The organism is Bacillus cereus group sp. MYBK216-1 (assembly GCF_051916495.1).
Lineage (GTDB): Bacteria > Bacillota > Bacilli > Bacillales > Bacillaceae_G > Bacillus_A > Bacillus_A thuringiensis_K.
The window spans coordinates 733,450-755,070 of the sequence record NZ_JBQAGT010000001.1 but is presented as its reverse complement, the minus strand read 5'-3'; the positions used below and the strand labels follow the sequence as shown (position 1 = coordinate 755,070).

The following is a 21,621-nucleotide window of genomic DNA, read 5'->3' as shown; positions in this document are numbered from 1 at the left end:
TCGTGATAAATTATATAAAAAATAAAAACTAGGACACTATCATGATATAATACGCTCATGCACAGGTCAATATCATACTACTCATAATAATAAGAACTTTCTGTTTATTGCGAGTTTCCCCATTTCTCTTCCAACATCACCATTATATTTTTTATATGCGCATGAATAACTTCTCTTTTTGCTTGATCACTAAATTGTTCTAACGCTAATGAAGGAAACCAAAATAAATCTCCCTGTAACTCTTGCATATCCTCTTTCCATGAAAAATCACTTGTAACATAAGCAATATGCTTAAAACCTTCACTTCGTAAATGATTTGTCCATTCTTGCAAACGACCTTTTTCATTCTTTTGACTTTCTACCAAATACGTAAACGCAGGCAGTAAAAGCACTCTTCCTTTATACTCTCTTTCCAATTCCGTGCTCAATAATTCGATAAATTCACCTTGTTCTACAATCATTTTCATTTCTTTTGCTGCTGAAATTGATAACAGCGGTATTACTCCTGTATCAACATACTCTCTTGCTTGCTCAAACTGTTCTACATCTTTTACAATCCACTTCAAATCCCTTCCCTCCTTCACTTACAAATGACAGAACTTTCACTTTATATATATTAAACCACACTAAAAGAGGTAAAAAAAGAAAAACTACCTAATATAGGTAGTTTTTCTTAATAAAAGTCTGAAATTTGTAAAAATTAATTAATCCAAATAAATTCTATAAAGTCTTTAACTCTGCCGTTAATCTATGAAACGCTTCCTTATCTTGCTTATCTAACGCTTCATCAATTTGTTTCAAAAGGCGTTCTCTCCTAAACGAAAATACACTTTCTTCCAAAAACCTTTCTGCAAGTAAACGATCTTTTTCATTTACTTCAATATGCTTTGGTAGATATGGATTTTCTTCTAATACAGCTACATAATTCGCATTTTGAAACGATGATTTAAAGTTGAGTTGAATATAAATATCCTCATCTCGATTTAAACGAATATCATGAAACGATTTTTCAGCATCTGTTGTCATAACATTTTGTTTAAAAAAGTGAAACGGTGTGTCTTTCACACAATTCGCTGACATTACTAAGCCACGCGGACAATATTTTGCATGCTCTACGAAGTGGACTTTATGCATCAATTGGTCGTGACTCATTAAATAATTCAGAATCCATACACATTCACGCTGTTTCAGTTGGTAATTATTCAAAAACCATTTTACAAAATCCTTCTTCTCGTTTACAGAAACAGGGGTATTCATAGCAATTAAGTCCCTCCTCTGTCTTTCTCTTTTCTTTTTAGATTCAAGAAGCGGCATTCAGTTTCCTTCCAACTTATGAAAAATCCTCTAAATTATATAACAACTCTTCAATATGAATTTGTGTCGGGTCTAGTTGTAATAACTGGGTAAATACTTCTTTCGCCTCTTTTCGTTTTCCTTCTTCCAATAAGAAATAACCGTACTCTTCTAAGAAGTCTGGATGATTCTTAAAAGAAGTATATGCACTTTCATAGTGTTTTAATGCATCCGAATACATTTCTAATTGTTTTTTTGCATACGCAAGATCCCAAAGTAGTTGTGTATCTGGTTCTCCACTATCAATAGCACGCTCTACAATTGCAATTAACTCTTCGTACTTTTCTTGTTCTTTTAAGATATATGCATATTTTAATGTTGCACCTAAATGCCCTGGATCTAACTCAAGCGCTTTTTGAAGAACTTCCTCTGCTTCTACTATTTTTCCTAATTTCGCCGCAATGTTCGCTAACTCTACATAAAATGGAACTGAAAGCTCATCTACTTTAATTCCTTCATGAAGCGTTTCATAGCTTTCTTGAAGCATTCCTTCTTTTTCATAGCTTTTCGCTAAATACATGTACAGTGATGCGTACTCAGGGTCTAATTCTTTTAGTTCTTGCCAAGCACCAATTGCTCTCTGATATTCTTCACCTTGGTATAATGTAAAGGCATATCCAAATAATGAGTGAATATCTTTTTGTTCCTCTAGGCCTGCTTCATAATAAGAAATCGCTTCTTCCCAGTTTCCGATCGCGCTTAACGTTTCTGCGAGGCGAAGTGCAATCACAACACCACCCATTACTTTATGTTCCGCTAATAGCGATTCATAATAAGTAATTGCCTTTTGTTCTTCACCTTTACTACTATATAATTCTGCTAACCCAAACGTAATAACAGGTTCATCAGGCATCATTTCTTTCGCCTTTAATAGTTTTTGCTCTGCTACATCATCAAAACCTTGCATTTGGAATAAATCTGCAACAAGTAATAACGATTGAACATATAAATCGTCATTTTCTGGAATATCATGAAGCACTTCAATCGCTTCATCTTCTTTATCTAGATCAATATATAATTCTGCTAAAAATACAGTGAATTCACTTTCTTCTGGATACAGTAAACGTAAGTCTTCAGTAATTGCTAATGCCTCATCTGTAAATCCAAGCGTATGATAGTAACGAGCGATATCATACTTCTCTTCATCATTCGCAATTTTTAATTGTTCTTTTAATAATTGTAATCCTTTTTCCGCTTCACCATTTTCAATATATGAAACAGCTTGTTCAAACTTTTGCATAAACGTCTCCTTTAATTCTAAAAAATATTCTCTTCTGTTCATTTACCCCGCTATTAACGGGCAGTAAGACCCCCACCTCAAAATTCAGCTAAGGCAAAGAAGTTAGTTTGGGGATCAACTGCCCGTAAAAGCCCGATTGGTTCAACTAATAATCAGCGGGGGATAAACATCCCCCCACTGATTAAAGTTTCACTTTATCATAAGCAACTCACTGTTAGAACGCAACCTTTAGAATGAGCATGCATCTTCTTATACTTCTTCTTACAGAGTAGGTAATTGTTCAAACGGTTCGAATATGACACCGATACCTTATCCTCATCTTCTATTGTACCGCTTTCTTTTATGACCGTGCAAATAACTTCTCTCACTAATTATCGAGCCATACAAACTATGGTTTACAGAACAACTTAATTAGCAGTCTTCAACCTTTATTTTTAATGCGATAAAAAAGGCTCCTATACTAGGAGCCTTCACAATCTCTTAAGAATATGTTTCTTCTTTCTGTACTTGCTCATTTACAAGCTCTTTCAGCAACTCTATAATTTCATCATTTTCTTCCTTCAAACCGACAGTAATACGAATACCATCATCGATACCAAATGCAGCACCAGAACGAACGATATATCCTTTTTTCATTAATCGTTCGAAAGCTTCATTACCCGGTATACCAAGTTTTAAGAAAATGAAATTTGTTTGAGATGGATAATAGAATACGTTATATTCTTTACAAAATGCATAATACTGATTTAAACCTTCAGCATTCTTTTGCACACAATCTTGTAAAAAGGCTTGATCTTCTAATGCAGCGAGTGCTACAGATTGAGCTACAGTTGACGTATTGAATGGTAACCTAGCTACTTCTAACTGTCCGATTAACTTCGCATCCCCAATCACATATCCAATACGAAAAGCAGCTAAACCATATGCTTTTGAAAACGTGCGTAAAACCATAAGATTTTCATACTTTTCAAGAAGTGGTAATGTTTGCGGATAATCTTCTGCTTCCGCGTATTCATAATATGCTTCGTCCATAATAACGAGAGCCGACTTAGGAACTGATTCTAAAAATGAAAGTAATTTTTGTTTCTCAACATATGTACCTGTTGGATTATTCGGATTACAAATCCATACAATTTTCGTTTTCTCATCTACTTGCTCTAGCATTGCATCTAAATCGTGAATACCATCTTTAAGTGATACTTCACGAACTTCTGCTCCTTCAATAACAGCATGGTGATGATATTGTGAAAACGTAGGATTCGCCATTACAACGTTTGTTCCTTCATGTAGTAACGCTCGGCTAATCATTTGAATGACTTCATCTAATCCACTACCAAATAGTAGTTGTTCTGCTTTTACACCTAAATGTTCCGCTACTTTTGTCCGAAGTTCAAAGGCATATCCATCTGGATAAAGGGCATATTGGCTCGCTAAAGAAGTTAATGCTTCTGTCACACGTGCTGAACAACCGAATGGATTTTCGTTGGATGCTAATTTCACAATTTTTGATAAACCATATTCCCTTTTTACTTCTTCAATGTTTTTCCCAGGCACATACGCTCTCAAAGTTAACAATTGCTCTTTCACTCTCATTTTTCTTCCCCCAGTCATTTCATTCAATTTGATTACAATACGGTTATAGCCCCTTACTGTAATCTTTTGTCATAACCGTCACTATTACGAGAATACCTCTAAATGAGCACTTCACAGCACTTCGCTATCATTTTAAACCATATCTTTTTGAAATGCCTCTAACGCAATATGAACAGTCTCATCTGAAATAGATACGACATTCACTACCCCATATTCCTGCATAAGCACCATATGAATTGCTCCTGCATTTGCTTTCTTATCTTGTTTCATCAATTGAACGAGGCGCTCTACATTCAAATCTCTTGGCATTTTTGGATAGCCGTATTTCAAGAACCACTGCTTCATATCTTCATAAGCAAGATCAACCTTGTACACTTGCTCACTTAAAAATATGGCGAATAACATTCCAACCGCTACACCGTCACCGTGAGTAATATTTCCATACCCTAGCTCTTTTTCAAGAGCATGTCCTAACGTATGTCCAAAGTTCAAATGAGCACGTATACCCTTCTCTGTTTCATCTTGTGACACAACATTTGCCTTTACAGGAATCGCCTTCGTTAATATATGGATTAACTTCTCATCATGAAGATCCGCTAATGTTTGCACTTCTTCTTTTAACCAATGGTATAGCTCCACATCACCGATAAGAGCATGCTTTATCACCTCTGCATAACCTGAACGCCACTCTTTTTCAGGAAGAGACTGTAAAAACGGTGTATGATATACAACTGCTTCTGGCTGATGGAATGCACCAATCATATTTTTACCTAACGGATGGTTAATCGCTACTTTCCCACCCACTGCGCTATCGTGCGCTAATAAAGTTGTCGGAACCTGCACAAAGCGAATACCACGCATAAACGATGCAGCAACAAAACCAGCTAAATCTCCAATCATTCCGCCTCCAAGTGCAAGAATTAAAGAATTTCTATCTAATTTATTTTCAAGAGCTGACGTATGAGCCGCATAGAAATTTTCGAAAGACTTCTCTTTTTCGCCACTTGGTACAACAAACGAAAACACGTGCTGCTCTACTTGTAATGCATCGATAACTGTCTGTAAATGTAGTGATGCAACAGCTTCATCTGAAATGATCATTACGTTAGATACCGCTGGCTGCATATTTTGAACGATCATTGTTAAGTTTGACAACGCTTCTTTACCAACATGTACATCATATTCTTTTGATTTCGTTTGAATATGTATGTTTCCCATTAAAATCCCCTCGCATATTCATTATGTTTCTCAATATTTTCACGAATTAGTTCCATACGATCTAATCCGAATTGTTCTATTAAAGCTGTCGCTAATTCCCAAGCCACAACCGCTTCTGCAACGACACTAGCTGCTGGCACTGCACAACTATCTGAACGTTCAATACTCGCTGTAAAAGGCTCTTTCGTATCAATATCTACACTTTGAAGAGGTTTATAAAGTGTAGGTATCGGTTTCATCACACCGCGCACAACAATTGGCATTCCAGTCGTCATACCGCCTTCTAGTCCACCTGCATTATTTGTTCTTCGTGTATATCCATGCTCCTCATCCCACAGAATTTCATCATGAACTTCACTTCCTGGTCTATGCGCTGCTTCAAAACCAATTCCAATCTCGACACCTTTAAAAGCATTAATACTCATAATTGCAGCTGCTAATTTCGCATCCAGTTTTCGATCATAATGCACGTAGCTACCTACTCCAATTGGCATCCCTTCCACAATTACTTCAACGATTCCACCAATTGAATCACCATTTGCTTTCGCATCATCAATCGCTTTCATCATTTGGTTACCAGCTTCTTCATCTAAGCAACGTACAGAAGATGCTTCTGTAATACTCTTTAATTCTTCAATTGAACTATACGTAATCTCCTTAGCTTGTACACCGCCAATTTCAATTACATGGCCCGCCACTTTAATACCAAGTTCTGCTAACACCTTTTTAGCAACCGCACCAGCAGCAACACGTACCGTCGTTTCGCGCGCTGACGAGCGTTCCAGTACATTCCTCATATCTCTATGACCATATTTAATCGCACCATTTAAATCAGCATGCCCAGGCCTTGGTTTTGTCACTTTCCTTTTCATCTCTTTTTCTTCTTGCTCAGTTAAAGGCTCCGCCCCCATAATTTTTGTCCAGTGTGCAAAATCACGATTTTCAACAACAAGTGCAATAGGGGAACCTAATGTTTCTCCATGTCTAACACCACTTAAAATTTGCACTTGATCCGTTTCAATTTGCATGCGTCTACCGCGCCCATATCCCTTTTGCCTTCTAGCTAACTCTTCGTTTATATCATCTGCTACTAAAGACAATCCTGCCGGAACACCTTCTATAATCGTTGTAAGTTGTGGACCATGAGATTCACCAGCTGTAATATATCGCATACGTTATTCCTCTTTTCGTATATGTATTTATCTCACTATATTAACTTTTATCATTCTAAAAATATTAAAGAAATTATATCATAAATCGACCATTTTCTTATTCTATATTTCCGATAGGCCTAATTTAAATATCAACATATCATAACAGCTCAAACTTCGTAACTAACTGAAAATAAAAAAAGTGCAAGAAGAATACCCCTATTCTCCTTGCACTTTTTACTATTATCACAGTGATTAAAGCGTTTACAAATTATTTCAAAATAATTAGTAAATCCATTCATTCATTAATTTTGAGTAGTCAACTAATTCTTCTTCTTTAAAGAAAATAGCAATCTCGCGCTCTGCGCTTTCTAAAGAATCAGAACCATGGATAATGTTTTTCGCAACAGTTACACCGAAATCTCCACGAATTGTTCCAGGAGCTGCTTCATGTGGTCTTGTTTTCCCCATCATGTTACGCGCTGTATCTACTACACCTTCACCTTGCCATACCATTGCGAATACAGGTCCAGATGTAATAAACTCTACTAACTCACCAAAGAAAGGTTTTTCCTTATGCTCAGCGTAGTGTTGTCCAGCAATTTCCGGAGTGACTTGCATTAATTTTGCACCAACTAATTGAAAGCCTTTTTTCTCAAAACGAGCTACAATTTCCCCAATGAAGGCACGTTGTACACCGTCTGGTTTTACCATTAGAAATGTTTTTTCCATAAAAAATCTCTCCACTTCTGAATTATGTATGTAATTGTATATCCCCACACACATATTATCACCCTTATCACAATTGTGCAATAGTTTTGAAATAGAGAGATTATTTTATTTTTTAGAATAAACATTAAAATTTTCGTTTTCCAATATACTTTGCAACATTTTGTAATGCGTACTTTGCTTTTCCACGTGGAAGTGGTTTTATTATTTCTAAAGCTTTATGTAAATAACGTTCACTAAACGCAAATGCTTGATCAATTGCTGTACTATTTTTTACAGCATCAATAATTTCTTGCATTTCACTTGCTGTTGAATTTTCATGTACAGATGTGATTTTCTGACGAAGTACTGGATCTTCCATCGCATATAAAGCAGGAAGTGTAATATTCCCTTGTAGTAAATCTCCGCCAGCAGGTTTTCCAAGTTTCTCTTCTGTGGAAACGAAGTCTAAAATGTCATCAATAATTTGATAAGACATCCCTACAAAATACCCATACCAAAATAGACGATTTACCGTATCACGATTAGCACCAGCAGCAATCGCTCCCAATTGACAACTCGCGGCAATTAATAATGCTGTTTTTCGCTTTATTCTTCTTAAATACGTTCTTAAATTTTGGTCATAATTGTATTTATCTTTAATTTGTTCAATTTCACCTTTACAGACTTCTAAAATAGTATGTGATAACGCTTGATGCGCCTCTGGAATTTCGATATTTGTTATACATTCAAGAGACTTAGCGAACAGATAGTCCCCTGTATACATCGCAATACGATCTCCCCATTTCGCATTCACAGTCGCACTGCCGCGTCGTAAAAATGCAGCATCAATAACATCATCGTGAACAAGAGAAGCCATATGAATAAGTTCTAACGCAACAGCAACATGCTTAATCGCATCTAACTTATAATCTCCAAATTTCCCTGCAAGCAACACAAATACAGGACGAATTCGTTTCCCACCAGCTTCAATAAGCTGTAATGCTGCCTCTTCTACTAATGGCTGTTCAGAAGCGACTGTCTTTTTTAATTCTTTTTCTATCACATTAATATCCGATCGTAAAAAAGAGTACATAAGTTGTAACTTCATATTGTTCACCTTAACCTAAAACTTCTTTTTTCTATTTTGATTCTGGTTTAATACCTAAATGCATCGCTGCTACCCCAAAAGTAAATGGTTTCACTTGCACACGTTCAAGTCCAGCTTGCTCAAACATTTGAGCCAATTCTTTCATTCCTGGGAACGTACTAGCAGATTCTTGAAGCCATGAATATTCTTTATAACTTTTCGCAAACATCTTTCCAAATAACGGCATGATATATTTAAAGTATAAAATATACCCTTGTCGAAAACCAATCATTGTTGGTTGAGATGTTTCTAAACAGATTACTTTTCCACCTGGTTTTACTACACGCGTCATTTCTTTTAATACGTGCATATAATCCGGCACGTTACGTAAACCAAACCCAATCGTCACATAATCAAACGTATTATCTTCAAACGGAAGTTCCATTGCATTCCCATGTAGAAGTTCTACTTGTTTTAATTGTAACGCCTCTACCTTTTGCTTACCGACAGATAACATATTTTCACTGAAGTCTAAGCCAACAACCTTTCCTTGTTCACCTACGGCTCCAGCTAGCGCAATTGTCCAATCCGCGGTTCCACAGCATACATCAAGCGCTTGACTGCCTGGTTGTACATCCATAATTCGCATCGTTTCTTTACGCCACGCTTTATGTCTTTGAAAACTAATTACAGAATTCATCACATCGTATTTATCAGAAATCTTTTCAAATACGTCATGTACTCTTTCTTCTTTTGATTGTTGCATGCTCGTACCTTCTTCCAATGTAAAATTGCTTATGTCTTCTATTTATTCCTTAACACAGAATTTATTTTATTTATATCTGTGTGATTTTCTAAAAATTGTTTTTCTTTCTTTCTCAAGTCCTTCATCCAACCATTAATCACTACTTCTGCTTTATCCCCTAAAGCATCTTGCATAGCTTGAAAAACAGGTGAATGTTGTTTATCAGCATACAATTGAATTTCTTTTTGAAGGCGATTTCCACCTAATACGTATGTGATAAATGGCTTCCAATGTGATAAATGAAAATGATCACATGTTTTTTGAAGGAGTGCAGACTCAATCGTTACTATGCTTTTCATTATGTCATTCATCGTTTCATGCGCTTTTTGGTATAACATAATTTTGTGTTCATTTATCTCTTTAATTCCTTCAGCAAGTGCACGAATTAAAACAATATCACGGTTCATAGACAATAAATAATAATATAGTCCACTATAGTAATCGCCTGCAAGTACTGTTAATTGACGACATTTATGCGATTCAATTTCTTCCTCGCCTACTTTATTTGATACCCTTTCATGTGTATCAAGCGCAATTTGTACAAGCATAATTGTTACTACGTAATGCTCAATTTGTTCTATATGTAAGTTTGCACTCTTTAAAGCACCATATAACAATGCTATCTTTTCTTCATCAATAAATGGTTCTTCAATATAGTTTATAAAATAAGGATGGCGTAATTTCTCCATCAATTTTTCTTTTATACCCGCATACCCTCCGTAGATGTCACACACAAAAAATCACCCTTGTTTTCTAATTCATAAAACTTATTATAACACATACACTCTATTTTCTATAACCAAAACTTGGCTACACCTACCATTCATGTAAGCAATCTTTCTAATCTCACTCTGTCTAGTTAAAACTATATCATTTATTTACTAAAAAAAAAAAGAAAAGCAGTTTCCCGCTTTTCTTTACTTCGTTTTAATAAACGATAAAATTTCACTGCGTGCTGCAGCATCATTTTCAAGCACACCACGTACTGCTGTCGTTACTGTTTTCGCACCTGGTTTTTTCACACCACGCATCGTCATACACATATGTTCTGCTTCTACTACTACCATTACACCATGAGGCTCTAGTACTTCCATAATAGAGTTCGCTACTGTTGATGTAATACGTTCTTGCAGTTGTGGACGACGTGCAATTGTATCTACAGTACGAGCTAATTTACTTAACCCTGTCACCTTTCCACCTTGCGGAATATATGCAACGTGAGCAACTCCATAGAATGGAACTAAATGATGCTCACACATCGAATAAAATGGTATATCTTTTACTAGTACAAGCTCTTCGTGATCTTCTCCGAATACTTTATGCAAATGCTCTTTCGGATCTTCATGCATACCTGAGAACACTTCTGCGTACATTTTTGCAACACGCTTTGGTGTATCAAGTACTCCCTCACGATTTGGGTCATCCCCAATCGCCTCTAAAATAAGGCGTACTGCATGTTCAATTTGTTCTAAATTAACTTTTGCCATCCGCTAGCCCTCCCGAAAACCTAAAAGTGATACGAACACATTCTAGCATATTTATGTTTTTAAAAGCAAAAAGAAGAGTTCCCAAAAAGGAAACTCTTCTTCCCTGTTAATATGTAAGGATTATTTAACCGCATCTTTTAACGCTTTACCAGGTTTGAATGCAGGTACTTTACTTGCAGCGATTTCAATCTCCTCACCTGTTTGTGGGTTACGACCTTTACGAGCCGCACGCTCACGAACTTCGAAGTTACCGAATCCGATCAGTTGTACTTTATCACCTTGTTTTAAAGCTTCTAAGATAGAATCAAAAACAGCGTCTACTGCTTTTGTTGCGTCCTTTTTAGAAAGGGAACTTGCTTCTGCAACAGCATTGATTAAATCTGTCTTGTTCATGCCATTCACCTCCTCCCAAAGATAAGACTGTATAATGATCATAAAATGAGTCTTACTTTCATTTGTAGGCAATTTTTGCAAATTCTATACTACAAAGATGTAGATAAATCATTATCAACGCCTATATTATACGATTCTCCTTTATAATTCAATATTTTTAAGGAAATTGTTACTCTGAAAATGTGAAAATCTGATGAAACTTGACAATTTACAACAATGTATTAGATAATGACTGTTTATTTTTCTATTTTACAATCAAAAAAAATAAAAAATCCCTCTACAATGAGAGGGATTTTTTATTATAGTATAATCGCAATTAATCCGCCAGATCCTTCATTAATAATTCTTTCTAGCGTTTCTTTTAATTTATATCTAGCATTTTCTGGCATTAAAGATAATTTTGCCTGAATTCCTTCTCGAACAATCGAGCTAAGTGAACGTCCAAATATATCAGAATTCCAAATTGATAACGGGTCATCTTCAAAATCTTGCATTAAATAACGAACTAATTCTTCACTTTGCTTTTCAGTACCTATAATCGGCTCAAACGTTGACTCTACATCTACTTTAATCATATGAATAGATGGCGCTACCGCTTTTAACTTCACACCAAACCTTGAACCGTGACGAATAATTTCTGGCTCATCTAAGCTCATATCCGCTAATGCAGGCGCTGCTACACCATATCCTGTTTGCTTAACCATACGCAGTGCATCCGCCACTTGATCGTACTCTATTTTCGCATGAGATAAATCGAGCATAAGCTTTAATAAATGATCTTTCCCTCGAATTTCTACTCCTACTACTTCTTTTAAAATCTGATCATATAATTCATCTGGCGCATATAAATCAATCTCCGCCACACCTTGCCCCATATCAATGCCAGCTAGGCTCGCTCGATCAATAAATTCATATTGACTAAACTGCCAAACAACGCGATCCACATCACGAAGACGTTTTATATCCTTCACAGTTTCTTGAACTGCTTCTTGATAACTTTGACGCAACCAATGCCCTTCATTTAGCACCATTACCCAGCTTGGAAGGTTCACATTCACTTCTAATACAGGGAATTCAAATAACGCTTCACGAAGTACATTATATACATCTGTTTCTCTTAAACTCTCCACACTCATTGCAATAACCGGGATATCATATTCTTCTGATAAACTTTGGCGTAATTGCTCTGTATCTGGATGATACGGCTGTACCGTATTAATTATCATAATGAAAGGTTTTCCTACTTCTTTCAACTCATTTACAACGCGTTCTTCTGCCTCTATATAATCTCTTCTTGGAATTTCACCAATTGTTCCATCTGTTGTAATTACAACACCAATTGTTGAATGTTCTTGAATTACTTTACGCGTGCCAATTTCTGCAGCTTCATGGAATGGAATAGGTTCTTCATACCAAGGGGTATTAATCATGCGCGGGCCATTCTCATCTTCATAGCCCTTCGCTCCAGGAACCGTATATCCAACACAATCTACTAATCGAATATTCACTTCAAGTCCTTCATCTACTTCGATAGAAACCGCTTGGTTTGGAACAAACTTCGGTTCCGTCGTCATAATTGTACGACCAGCAGCACTTTGAGGCAATTCATCCTGCGCTCTTTGACGGTCAGACTCATTCTCAATATTTGGAATAACTACAAGTTCCATAAATTTTTTAATGAATGTTGATTTCCCTGTTCGAACAGCTCCTACAACTCCAAAATAAATATCACCGCCTGTTCGTTCTGCAATATCTTTAAAAATATCTACCTTTTCCAAGTGATTCCCTCCCTCAAAATTTTTGGGAATAATTCCGCGTTTATAGTCAACTAATACCTTCTCTAACGTTGCCTATAATATCTGATATAATATAATGGTATTCTAGAAGTTCGGACAATATATCATATAATTTTGTCCAATTTCATATGACTATTAAAAAATATCTTTTGTTTGCATCGTAAGTTGTATAACATAAAAAACCTTTCTTCTAGAACTTATTCACTAAAAGAAAGGTTCATGACTTATCATTTTAAAAAAATTGGTTCTCCGTCCTTTACTGTGTACGGTAAAGAATAAGCTGGTACAAACGGGGAAGCTTTCAAAAGTATATTTCGAATATCTTCTCCCTCTGTAAACTGCCCTTCATTTTTTTTCAAAGCGTCATATAAGTCAATTCTATAATCAACAAAAACTTCTCCTTTTTCATTAATTACAAAAGGAAGTCCTTTACCAGAATATGGACTTGTCACTTGTGGTACATCTTTATATCCTAGTTTTTTGAAATCCAATTCATATACACCATCTGAAATTACTTTTTTAAAAGGTGGATATTGATGTTCATCACGATACATCCTAAGCTTTAAAGAGAGTTCCTGAATTTGTTCAGCCATCCTAACATCAATTAACTTTACTGTTGGATTTGTTTCAACGTCTATTAATACGTATTGATATACTCCTCCACTTTCATACGCATTCCCTGGCGCTTCTTGTATGTAACGCGGGGCAATCTGTTGAAAATCGATTGGATACTTTTGATAAATAGGTGTACTCATATCCCTCGTCTTAATTGGCAATATCCCATCATTTTGCTCCTTAAATGTCACAACAGCTTTTTGAACAACCTGTAGTTGATCTTCATAAGGAACCGCATTTTGCTTTATATTTTCTTTCGGATACAGACACCCCGTTAAAAGGCTCATACAACAAAATATTAAAATAATATAGACTTTTTTCACTAGCATCACCTTTTCATACTAATATAACTTGCTCCGTATATAGTATTTTCGAGACCATTCCATTTACTGCTGTACAGGTCCACTAAATACAACAAGAAAAATAACAATTCCTGACACAATCATAAGGGTGTAGGCTACTAACGCTGTAATCCCTTTCAAAAATTTATTCTTTATTTTATGTCTACTTAATAAAATAAAACTTACTGCAAAAAACATAAATCCAATTGCCCCTAAAGCCAACCACATTTTCATAAGCCCTTCTGACATATACACACCCCTTTTTATTAATCTATTTTTATACTATTTTAACAAATTAAAATCTTTAAACAAATACAAAAAGAACATTTTACTACAAATTGCGAATATGTAACTTTAATCAATAGGTTTTTTCAGCATTTCTCACCAATCTAGGCAAAAATAAAGCCGAAGCGATTGTATCTCTCGCTTCGGTTGACCAAATATGCCCAAAAACAGCTCTATTCCCATTCTTTCATGGCTATCATATGCAATCTACAAACTCTTTGTTTCTCATAATTTATTTTTTAAACATCTTGCTTAACGAGCCAAAATCTGTTGGCATATTATTATTAATAATCGCTTTTACAATTTGATCCTCTTGCTCTTTCGGCACTTCACGTCCCGCCATAAGAGCCACTTGATGAATTAATTGACGAAGTACAGTTTCATCACGTAAATTCGCATTTTGCACGGATGATGCTAATTTAAAAATATCCTCTTTATTTACTTTCGCTTCCTTCTCAATATTATTAAAAATGTTATTATCCATTCTTTTCACCCTCTCCTCAAGTTACTCTTCATCCTATGCAAAAATGAAAAAATGGTGAAAAGACCCAAAAAATAAAAAAAGCGCCAGAAGTACAAATGTACTTCTGGCGCTTTTCTTTACAGTAAATCAGGTATAGCTTCCACTTCATGTTTTCGAACACGTCCCATCAATGAGCCTACCGCATCTTTTACGTTATTCCCATTGAACAGCACGTCATATAAAGCAGCTGTAATCGGCATTTCAACTTCCATTTTCTCTGCCAATTCATGAGCAGCTTTCGTTGTTCTTACACCTTCCACGACCATACCCATACTTTCTAACACTTCTTCTAAAGAGTGTCCTTTTCCAAGCATATTTCCAGCTCGCCAATTTCGGCTATGAACACTTGTACAAGTTACAATTAAGTCTCCCATACCAGTTAGACCAGCAAACGTTAACGGATTCCCGCCCATCTTTCTTCCTAAACGAGCAATCTCTGTTAAACCACGTGTCATCAATGCTGCTTTTGCATTATCACCTAATCCAAGACCATCAGTTATACCAGCAGCTAATGCGATAATATTTTTTAACGCACCACCAAGTTCAACTCCAACGATATCTGGATTTGTGTATACACGGAAATAACTATTCATAAATAAATCTTGTACTTCCTCAGCCGCTTCCATACGCTTTGCTGCAGACGTAACTGTTGTCGCTTGTCGTAAACCGACTTCTTCAGCATGACTCGGTCCAGACAGTACAACAACATCTTTAATTAAGTGCTCTGGAATTTCTTCCTCAATCACTTCCGAAATACGTTTTGACGTACCAGGTTCAATTCCTTTGCTCGCATGAATCCAAGTAATTGGTTCAGTAACAATTTCTTTCATCTCTTGTAATACATCTCTGTACGCTTTCGTTGGTACTACTAGCAGTACTGTATTTACATCTACTAATGCTTCTTCTAAAGAAGAGTAGGCTACGATTGTGCTTGGCAATGTAATGCCTGGGAGATATCGACTATTCTCATGTTTCGTATTAATTTCATCCATAAGTTCTGGGCGATTCCCCCAAATACGTACATCATGTCCATTGTCAGCTAATACCATCGCTAACGCTGTTCCCCAGCTACCTGCTCCTACTACTGTGATTTTTGTCATAAAATCACATCCTCTCCATTAGTCTCTTGCTCTAGCGATAATGTGAATCGGCGTTCCTACGAAGCCAAATGATTCACGTAAGCGATTCTTTAAGAAACGCTCATATGAGAAGTGCAATAATTCTGGATCGTTTACAAACACAACAAATGTTGGTGGTTTTACCGCAACTTGTGTTGCATAGAAAATTTTCAGACGGCTACCATTATGAGTTGGTGTCGGATTCATCGCTACCGCATCCATAATTACATCGTTTAATACGTTCGTTTGAATACGGATACTATGACTTTCATTTACCTCATCGATAACCGGTATTAATGTTTGTGTACGTTTTCTCGTTTTTGCAGATAAGAAAACAATTGGTGCGTATTCTAAGAATTGGAAATGAGCACGGATATTTTCTTCAAATGCTTTCATTGTTTTCTCGTCTTTTTTCACTGCATCCCATTTATTTACAACGATAACAACAGCTCGCCCTGAATCATGAGCATATCCAGCGATTTTTTTATCTTGCTCAATAATTCCTTCTTCACCATCTAAAACAACTAAAACAACGTCAGAACGTTCAATCGCTCTTAGAGCACGAAGTACACTATATTTTTCTGTACTTTCATACACTTTTCCTTTTTTACGCATACCAGCTGTATCAATAATTACATAATCTTTTCCATCTTTACTATATGGTGTATCGACAGCATCACGAGTTGTTCCTGCTACATTACTAACAATTACACGCTCTTGACCAAGAAGAGCATTTACAAGTGATGATTTCCCTACATTTGGACGTCCAATTAAAGAGAAACGAATTGTGTCTTCATCATATCCGTCTTCTTCAATCTTTGGGAAATGTTGTGCAGCTTCGTCTAGTAAGTCACCTAATCCTAATCCGTGTGTACCTGAAATTGGGAATGGTTCGCCAAATCCTAATGCATAAAAGTCATAAATGTCACTGCGCATTTCCGGATTGTCCACTTTATTTACCGCAAGTACAACCGGTTTATTTGAACGATATAAAATTTTTGCAACTTCTTCATCAGCTGCTGTTACACCGTCACGACCGTTTGTCATAAAAATGATAACATCCGCTTCATCAATTGCTACTTCAGCTTGTTGACGAATTTGTGTCAAAAACGGCTCGTCTCCAATATCAATTCCGCCCGTATCAATAATGTTAAATTCATGATTTAACCATTCTCCAGCGCTATAAATACGATCACGCGTTACACCTGGAATATCTTCTACGATTGAAACTCTTTCTCCAACAATTCTATTGAAAATAGTAGATTTCCCTACGTTCGGGCGACCTACTATCGCTATTACTGGTTTCGGCATATACTTTCATCCTTTCAATTTGCTTCTGTTTATTATGTAAAAAACCCTTCTTTGTGCAAGAAGGGATTTGCATTCCAGAATATTTCTCAACGTATCAAAACACCTCACATTATAACACACGTTGCTAATGTTTCACAATAATATATACATTCTCTTGTAAGCGATGTGCAATACCATCTAAAATTGCCTCTAAATTATTTGCAACAAATTCTAGTTCCTCTGTCGATTCGCAAACGAATAAAGGAGCACCACCTGCAAATTTTTCTGGAGTCGTTGTTATAACTGCCAGAATAACACTTTCTAACATCATCTCTTATCTCCCCTTCCTTTCGGGGCTTCCGATGACATATGGACAGCACTTTCTAACGTTGGTACATTTCCTATGACACCTATCGCTTTCTCTGCATCTTGATCTTGCGGCAGGACAAAAATCCCAACCCTGCCATCCTCTAAATCACGCTTTGCTAACGGTACAAGCGCTGGTGTACCAGAATCTCTATAAATCCCTAACGCTACTGAAACATCGTGTAAAATAGCTTGTCGTTGCCCTAAATTTGAGATTGTAACCATCGCATCAATTGATTTCGGCTTTAAAATAAAACCCATACCATATTTCATAATTTCTTCTTGTCTTGCTGGCAATCCAATATTCATAATGTAAATATTGTCAATATAAAGCCCTGCTCCTTCAAAACGAAGCGGAACGTGCTCAATTTCAACAAGATCATGCAGCCTTTTACCAGACATTAATTTTTTCGCGATAAAAAATGCAATTATAGCCATAATTACTCCTGCAATCCATGAACGGAACCCTATATACGCAAACGTCGTTGCAAACGACGTTAACATTGCCAAATAGTTGCGACTTTCAAAAACCAATGCAATTCCTTCAATGTATGTATTTCCACGCGGTACGAGCTCATACCCATCTAATTGTTGAAGCGTATTTCTTTCCATATTACGTACATCACGAAATTGTGTCGCTGCTAACGTAAGAAATGTAATGGCAGAAAAATCTTTTTTCAAAATAGACGGGATTGCAATCGCTCCTAAAGCAGCTGCAATTAAACCCATTGCAATATGAATGATTTTCCCATGCAGCCTCGTCGGATATTGCCGCGTATCCGTCCGCAGCATTAGCACCCTTGTAACTGTCCCTGCTATTACGCCGCATAAAATGGCTGGTGTATATTCAGTCATGTATTACCCTCGCCTTTCTTTTACGTGTTTTTCTCTTAAACTGTTCCCTGTATACTGATGCTTTTGCAATCAAAAACAATACTGCCATGAATAATGTAGAAACGGCGACGATATCAAAAAATGCTAAACTACCGTAATCATATGGAAAATTCAATTTCCTAAAAATAAATGTCACTAGCAACTCTCCTTGTAACATTCCTACATATAGGGAACATAATCGTAATACGCGATCCCCATGCAATAACACCGATGCATACACAAGAGCACTACTTAGCAGAAACACTCTATCCACCACAATCCAAATCGGATCATATATTTCTAACAGATGAAAACTTGTATATAACATTGCGATAATAAGTGCCGAAAGTAAGCTATACAATTTTTTCCAGACAGAATATAGCGTGATCCCTATAAAAGAAATAATACAAAGTAGAAGAGCATTTACCGATACCACGAATGAGGCAATCGTTACATGTAACGGAGAGCAAATTATAAAAATCAGTATACAAGCGCCTAACTTCCACCGAATAGGGTCCTTTTTCATAAAAAAGGTTGCGATGACCCACCCTATCCAAGCTACAAAATAAAAAGTACTTCCATCCATCAACTTCACCTCCTATGTTTTCCATTATGGGAACTTTTTATGAAAGTTAATCCACTTTATTTACGCATAGTTTTTTCTTATAACAGCAACACTTTTAACAAGGAGGTGTTATTCATTATGGGTAAAGATCGCCAAGAACGAAAACTACGAGAATCACGCCGCGTTGAATCCGATCGTGATCAATCACTACAATATCCAGGTGCGACTGGACTTGATACACCAGAACAGGCTCGAAAACAAAACCAGCACTAATTAATACAAAAAGACGGTTTCGATATTGTACGAAACCGTCTTTTACATAATCATTTTAATGTTTTAAATTTATATCAAAATAATATTTTGCGCACTATATCCTTCCACTACTTCTTTTTACCTTCACCTATTCCCATTAAAAATTAAGTTCTCTCCAGTAATTCGACAACACACCATCTACATTTTCAACCCTTTTTCAATTGTAATTTTCACGAAATGATATTTTCATATAATACTAGTTCCATTCTCCACTTTATATTACGAAAAAGAATAGAACAAAAAAATCAACCGAACGGTTGATTTTTTATCTCCTACTATAATGCGCAGTATCAATACCACGTTGCATTAACCAATGATATGTTTCACCCTTTACAACAAGAGGTACAGATTGCAACTCTTCTATCGTCTTCGCACCAAGAGCTGTCATAATAAATTTCAAATCTGTATGTAGAAGCTCAATTTCATCCACTAACTTCTCGATACCATCTTGCATTAAAATACGTAAAAAGTAACCAGCAAACGCAGTTGTATTCGCCCCTAATGCGATTGCTTTCGCTACGTCAAGAGCTGTTTGTATACCCCCAGATGCAATAAAAGAGAGGTTATTATTTGTAGAGGTTGCTTCAATAATCGAGGTTGCTGTTTGTATGCCCCAGTTATTAAAATAAGAAAGCATTCGCTGTCTTCTTTCATTTTCAACAGCAGCAAAATTCGTACCACCTTGCCCACCAATATCAATGGCTGTTACACCTACGTTCGCTAACTGTTGCATCGTTTCCTTACTCATCCCAAATCCAACTTCTTTTACAATGATAGGAACTTTACTATTTAAAACAATTTTCTCAATGCGCTGAAGTACTCCAGTAAAATCACGGTCTCCTTCTGGCATCGTTAACTCTTGTATGACATTTAAATGAATTTGCAATGCATTCGCTTCAATCATATCAACGGCGCGCTCTGCCTGCTCGATAGTTGCCTCACTACCTAAATTAGCAAAGAAAATACCATTTGGGTTTACCTTTCTAATCACCTTATAAGAAGCAACTTCACTTTCATCTTTTAACGCCGCCATTTGCGAACCTACAGCCATAGCAAGGTTATGATGTTTCGCTACATATGCTAATTGCTCATTAATATGTAACGTTTTCTCTCCTCCACCACCAGTCATCGCATTGATAAAAATCGGCGAACTTAGTGAAAGTTCGCCGATTTTTGTTTCACATGTTATTGTGTCATAATTTGAATTTGGCAAGCTTTGATGCACAAAATCAATATCATGAAAGCCATGCGTACGAGACTGACCAGTAGAAAGAGCATATTCAATATGATCTAATTTACGTTTTGCCCTTACCACTTGTACCCCTCATTATTTCTTTAATTTTTTCAGTTGTTCACCAATAATATCACTTAATTGGAAAGTAGCAGAATCAGCATTTGGCTCATACTGACTATAATCTTCAGTTACATTATTTTCCTCAAGCGCTTCTTTTATACTTAAAGAAATACGTTTCTCTGCTACGTGAACTTCAAGTACTTTCACTTTTACTTCTTGTCCCATTTCCAATACTTCATTCGGATTTTTCACGTGACGATTTGCAATTTGAGATACGTGTACAAGTCCTTCAACACCAGGTAAAATCTCAACGAATGCACCAAATGTAACAAGGCGTTTTACTACTCCCTCACGAATATCTCCAGCTTTTATTTCGCCAGCAACGTTTTCCCAAGGTCCTGGTTGAGCTGCTTTAATTGATAAAGAAATACGTTGTGTATCAGCATCAACAGATAACACCTTTACCTTAACTTTTTGACCTTGCTCCAACACTTCAGAAGGTTGCTCTACACGTTCGTGTGAAATTTGTGAAATGTGAACTAAGCCGTCCACTCCACCAACGTTAACGAATGCGCCAAAGTCAGTTAATCGTTGCACTGTTCCTTCAACAACGTCCCCTTCTTTTAATGAAGAAATTGCTTCTTTTTTCTTAGAATCCAGTTCTAATTCTACTACCGCTTTATGCGAAAGGATTACACGATTTTTTTCACGGTCTAATTCAACAATTTTCACCGCTAATGTTTTACCTTTATAGTCAGTAAAGTCTTCTACATAATGTACTTCTACAAGTGAAGCTGGAATAAAACCGCGAACACCAAGGTCCACAACTAATCCGCCATTCACAATATCTTTTACAGTAACATCAAATACATGACCAGAAGTAAATTTCTCTTGTAGTTCTACCCATGCTTTTTCTGCATCAACAGCACGTTTAGATAAGACAAGATCATCTTCTTCTAATTTAATAATTTTCAACTCTAGTGTTTGATCTAATTCTACAACATCGCTTGCTTTTTCAATATGAACGTTAGCTAATTCACTAATTGGAATTACGCCATCTGTTTTGTATCCAACATTTACAAGCACTTGTTTCTCTTCAACCTTCGTTACAGAACCTGTAACAACGTCACCAACTTGTAATTCTTTTGAATCCATAACTTCTTCATTCATTTTCTCTACCATGGAAATACCTCCCTACAGAATTG

24 protein-coding genes are annotated in these 21,621 nt (G+C 36.3%); 1 reads left to right on the top strand and 23 read right to left on the bottom strand.

Going from position 1 to position 21,621, the window contains the following annotated elements; translation table 11 throughout:
* Positions 1-104 precede the first annotated feature (104 nt).
* The 21 genes from ACTFRH_RS04045 to ACTFRH_RS03945 form a co-directional block, all read right to left on the bottom strand.
* On the bottom strand, positions 105-566 hold the full coding sequence (locus ACTFRH_RS04045) for a YpiF family protein (protein ID WP_000871305.1): 462 nt from the start codon (positions 564-566) through the stop codon (positions 105-107).
* Between the two features lie 154 nt (positions 567-720).
* The gene (locus ACTFRH_RS04040) at positions 721-1,257 is read right to left on the bottom strand and encodes a ReoY family proteolytic degradation factor (RefSeq protein WP_001095925.1); all 537 of its coding nucleotides are present in this window, start codon (positions 1,255-1,257) and stop codon (positions 721-723) included.
* A 73-nt stretch (positions 1,258-1,330) separates the two neighbouring features.
* Positions 1,331-2,593, bottom strand: a complete 1,263-nt coding sequence (locus ACTFRH_RS04035; RefSeq protein ID WP_001168671.1) for a tetratricopeptide repeat protein — start codon at positions 2,591-2,593, stop codon at positions 1,331-1,333.
* 480 nt (positions 2,594-3,073) lie between these two features.
* Complete coding sequence (hisC, locus tag ACTFRH_RS04030; RefSeq protein ID WP_001264025.1) at positions 3,074-4,186, bottom strand: histidinol-phosphate transaminase; 1,113 nt, start codon at positions 4,184-4,186, stop codon at positions 3,074-3,076.
* 132 nt (positions 4,187-4,318) lie between these two features.
* Entirely contained in the window at positions 4,319-5,404 is a 1,086-nt protein-coding gene (gene aroB / locus ACTFRH_RS04025) for a 3-dehydroquinate synthase (protein WP_000526810.1), read from the bottom strand.
* On the bottom strand, positions 5,404-6,576 hold the full coding sequence (gene aroC / locus ACTFRH_RS04020) for a chorismate synthase (protein WP_001269388.1): 1,173 nt from the start codon (positions 6,574-6,576) through the stop codon (positions 5,404-5,406). Before aroC ends, aroB begins: the two co-directional genes overlap by 1 nt.
* A 264-nt stretch (positions 6,577-6,840) precedes the next feature.
* Complete coding sequence (ndk, locus tag ACTFRH_RS04015) at positions 6,841-7,287, bottom strand: nucleoside-diphosphate kinase (protein ID WP_000415884.1); 447 nt, start codon at positions 7,285-7,287, stop codon at positions 6,841-6,843.
* Positions 7,288-7,411: 124 nt separating this feature from the next.
* Positions 7,412-8,374, bottom strand: coding sequence for a heptaprenyl diphosphate synthase component II (gene hepT / locus ACTFRH_RS04010; RefSeq protein WP_000776077.1), 963 nt, complete (start codon positions 8,372-8,374; stop codon positions 7,412-7,414).
* Positions 8,375-8,405: 31 nt separating this feature from the next.
* On the bottom strand, positions 8,406-9,119 hold the full coding sequence (menG, locus tag ACTFRH_RS04005; RefSeq protein ID WP_001187674.1) for a 2-heptaprenyl-1,4-naphthoquinone methyltransferase: 714 nt from the start codon (positions 9,117-9,119) through the stop codon (positions 8,406-8,408).
* 38 nt (positions 9,120-9,157) lie between these two features.
* A complete protein-coding gene (locus ACTFRH_RS04000) occupies positions 9,158-9,892 on the bottom strand; it encodes a heptaprenyl diphosphate synthase component 1 (RefSeq protein ID WP_000332856.1) in 735 nt (244 codons plus the stop codon).
* A gap of 183 nt (positions 9,893-10,075) precedes the next feature.
* A complete protein-coding gene (gene folE, locus ACTFRH_RS03995) occupies positions 10,076-10,645 on the bottom strand; it encodes a GTP cyclohydrolase I FolE (RefSeq protein WP_001151482.1) in 570 nt (189 codons plus the stop codon).
* A 120-nt stretch (positions 10,646-10,765) separates the two neighbouring features.
* Complete coding sequence (locus ACTFRH_RS03990; protein ID WP_001043860.1) at positions 10,766-11,038, bottom strand: HU family DNA-binding protein; 273 nt, start codon at positions 11,036-11,038, stop codon at positions 10,766-10,768.
* A gap of 299 nt (positions 11,039-11,337) precedes the next feature.
* Positions 11,338-12,816 (bottom strand): stage IV sporulation protein A, encoded by a 1,479-nt coding sequence (gene spoIVA / locus ACTFRH_RS03985; protein ID WP_000416519.1) that lies wholly within the window; start codon positions 12,814-12,816, stop codon positions 11,338-11,340.
* Positions 12,817-13,061: 245 nt separating this feature from the next.
* A complete protein-coding gene (locus ACTFRH_RS03980; protein WP_000758623.1) occupies positions 13,062-13,772 on the bottom strand; it encodes a hypothetical protein in 711 nt (236 codons plus the stop codon).
* Between the two features lie 63 nt (positions 13,773-13,835).
* Positions 13,836-14,039 (bottom strand): DUF2768 domain-containing protein, encoded by a 204-nt coding sequence (locus ACTFRH_RS03975; RefSeq protein ID WP_001289004.1) that lies wholly within the window; start codon positions 14,037-14,039, stop codon positions 13,836-13,838.
* 268 nt (positions 14,040-14,307) lie between these two features.
* Positions 14,308-14,559 carry a stage VI sporulation protein F gene (locus ACTFRH_RS03970; RefSeq protein ID WP_000369754.1) on the bottom strand — a complete coding sequence of 84 codons (252 nt, stop codon included), beginning with the start codon at positions 14,557-14,559 and terminating at the stop codon, positions 14,308-14,310.
* 116 nt (positions 14,560-14,675) lie between these two features.
* A complete protein-coding gene (locus ACTFRH_RS03965) occupies positions 14,676-15,698 on the bottom strand; it encodes an NAD(P)H-dependent glycerol-3-phosphate dehydrogenase (RefSeq protein WP_000161763.1) in 1,023 nt (340 codons plus the stop codon).
* Positions 15,699-15,716: 18 nt separating this feature from the next.
* Positions 15,717-17,027, bottom strand: a complete 1,311-nt coding sequence (gene der, locus ACTFRH_RS03960; RefSeq protein ID WP_001125893.1) for a ribosome biogenesis GTPase Der — start codon at positions 17,025-17,027, stop codon at positions 15,717-15,719.
* Between the two features lie 124 nt (positions 17,028-17,151).
* On the bottom strand, positions 17,152-17,337 hold the full coding sequence (locus tag ACTFRH_RS03955; protein ID WP_000979059.1) for a capping complex subunit for YIEGIA: 186 nt from the start codon (positions 17,335-17,337) through the stop codon (positions 17,152-17,154).
* A complete protein-coding gene (locus ACTFRH_RS03950; RefSeq protein ID WP_000141596.1) occupies positions 17,334-18,227 on the bottom strand; it encodes a YIEGIA family protein in 894 nt (297 codons plus the stop codon). Before ACTFRH_RS03950 ends, ACTFRH_RS03955 begins: the two co-directional genes overlap by 4 nt.
* Complete coding sequence (locus ACTFRH_RS03945) at positions 18,220-18,831, bottom strand: YphA family membrane protein (protein ID WP_000349108.1); 612 nt, start codon at positions 18,829-18,831, stop codon at positions 18,220-18,222. Before ACTFRH_RS03945 ends, ACTFRH_RS03950 begins: the two co-directional genes overlap by 8 nt.
* Positions 18,832-18,948: 117 nt before the next feature.
* On the opposite strand from ACTFRH_RS03945, the gene ACTFRH_RS03940 reads away from it, so the two are divergent.
* Positions 18,949-19,083 (top strand): YpzI family protein, encoded by a 135-nt coding sequence (locus ACTFRH_RS03940; RefSeq protein ID WP_000513900.1) that lies wholly within the window; start codon positions 18,949-18,951, stop codon positions 19,081-19,083.
* A 304-nt stretch (positions 19,084-19,387) separates the two neighbouring features.
* On the opposite strand, the gene ACTFRH_RS03935 is transcribed toward ACTFRH_RS03940, so the two are convergent.
* Positions 19,388-20,437 (bottom strand): type 2 isopentenyl-diphosphate Delta-isomerase, encoded by a 1,050-nt coding sequence (locus tag ACTFRH_RS03935; protein WP_000251039.1) that lies wholly within the window; start codon positions 20,435-20,437, stop codon positions 19,388-19,390.
* A 12-nt stretch (positions 20,438-20,449) separates the two neighbouring features.
* Positions 20,450-21,598, bottom strand: a complete 1,149-nt coding sequence (rpsA, locus tag ACTFRH_RS03930) for a 30S ribosomal protein S1 (RefSeq protein WP_000229559.1) — start codon at positions 21,596-21,598, stop codon at positions 20,450-20,452.
* Positions 21,599-21,621: the final 23 nt, after the last annotated feature.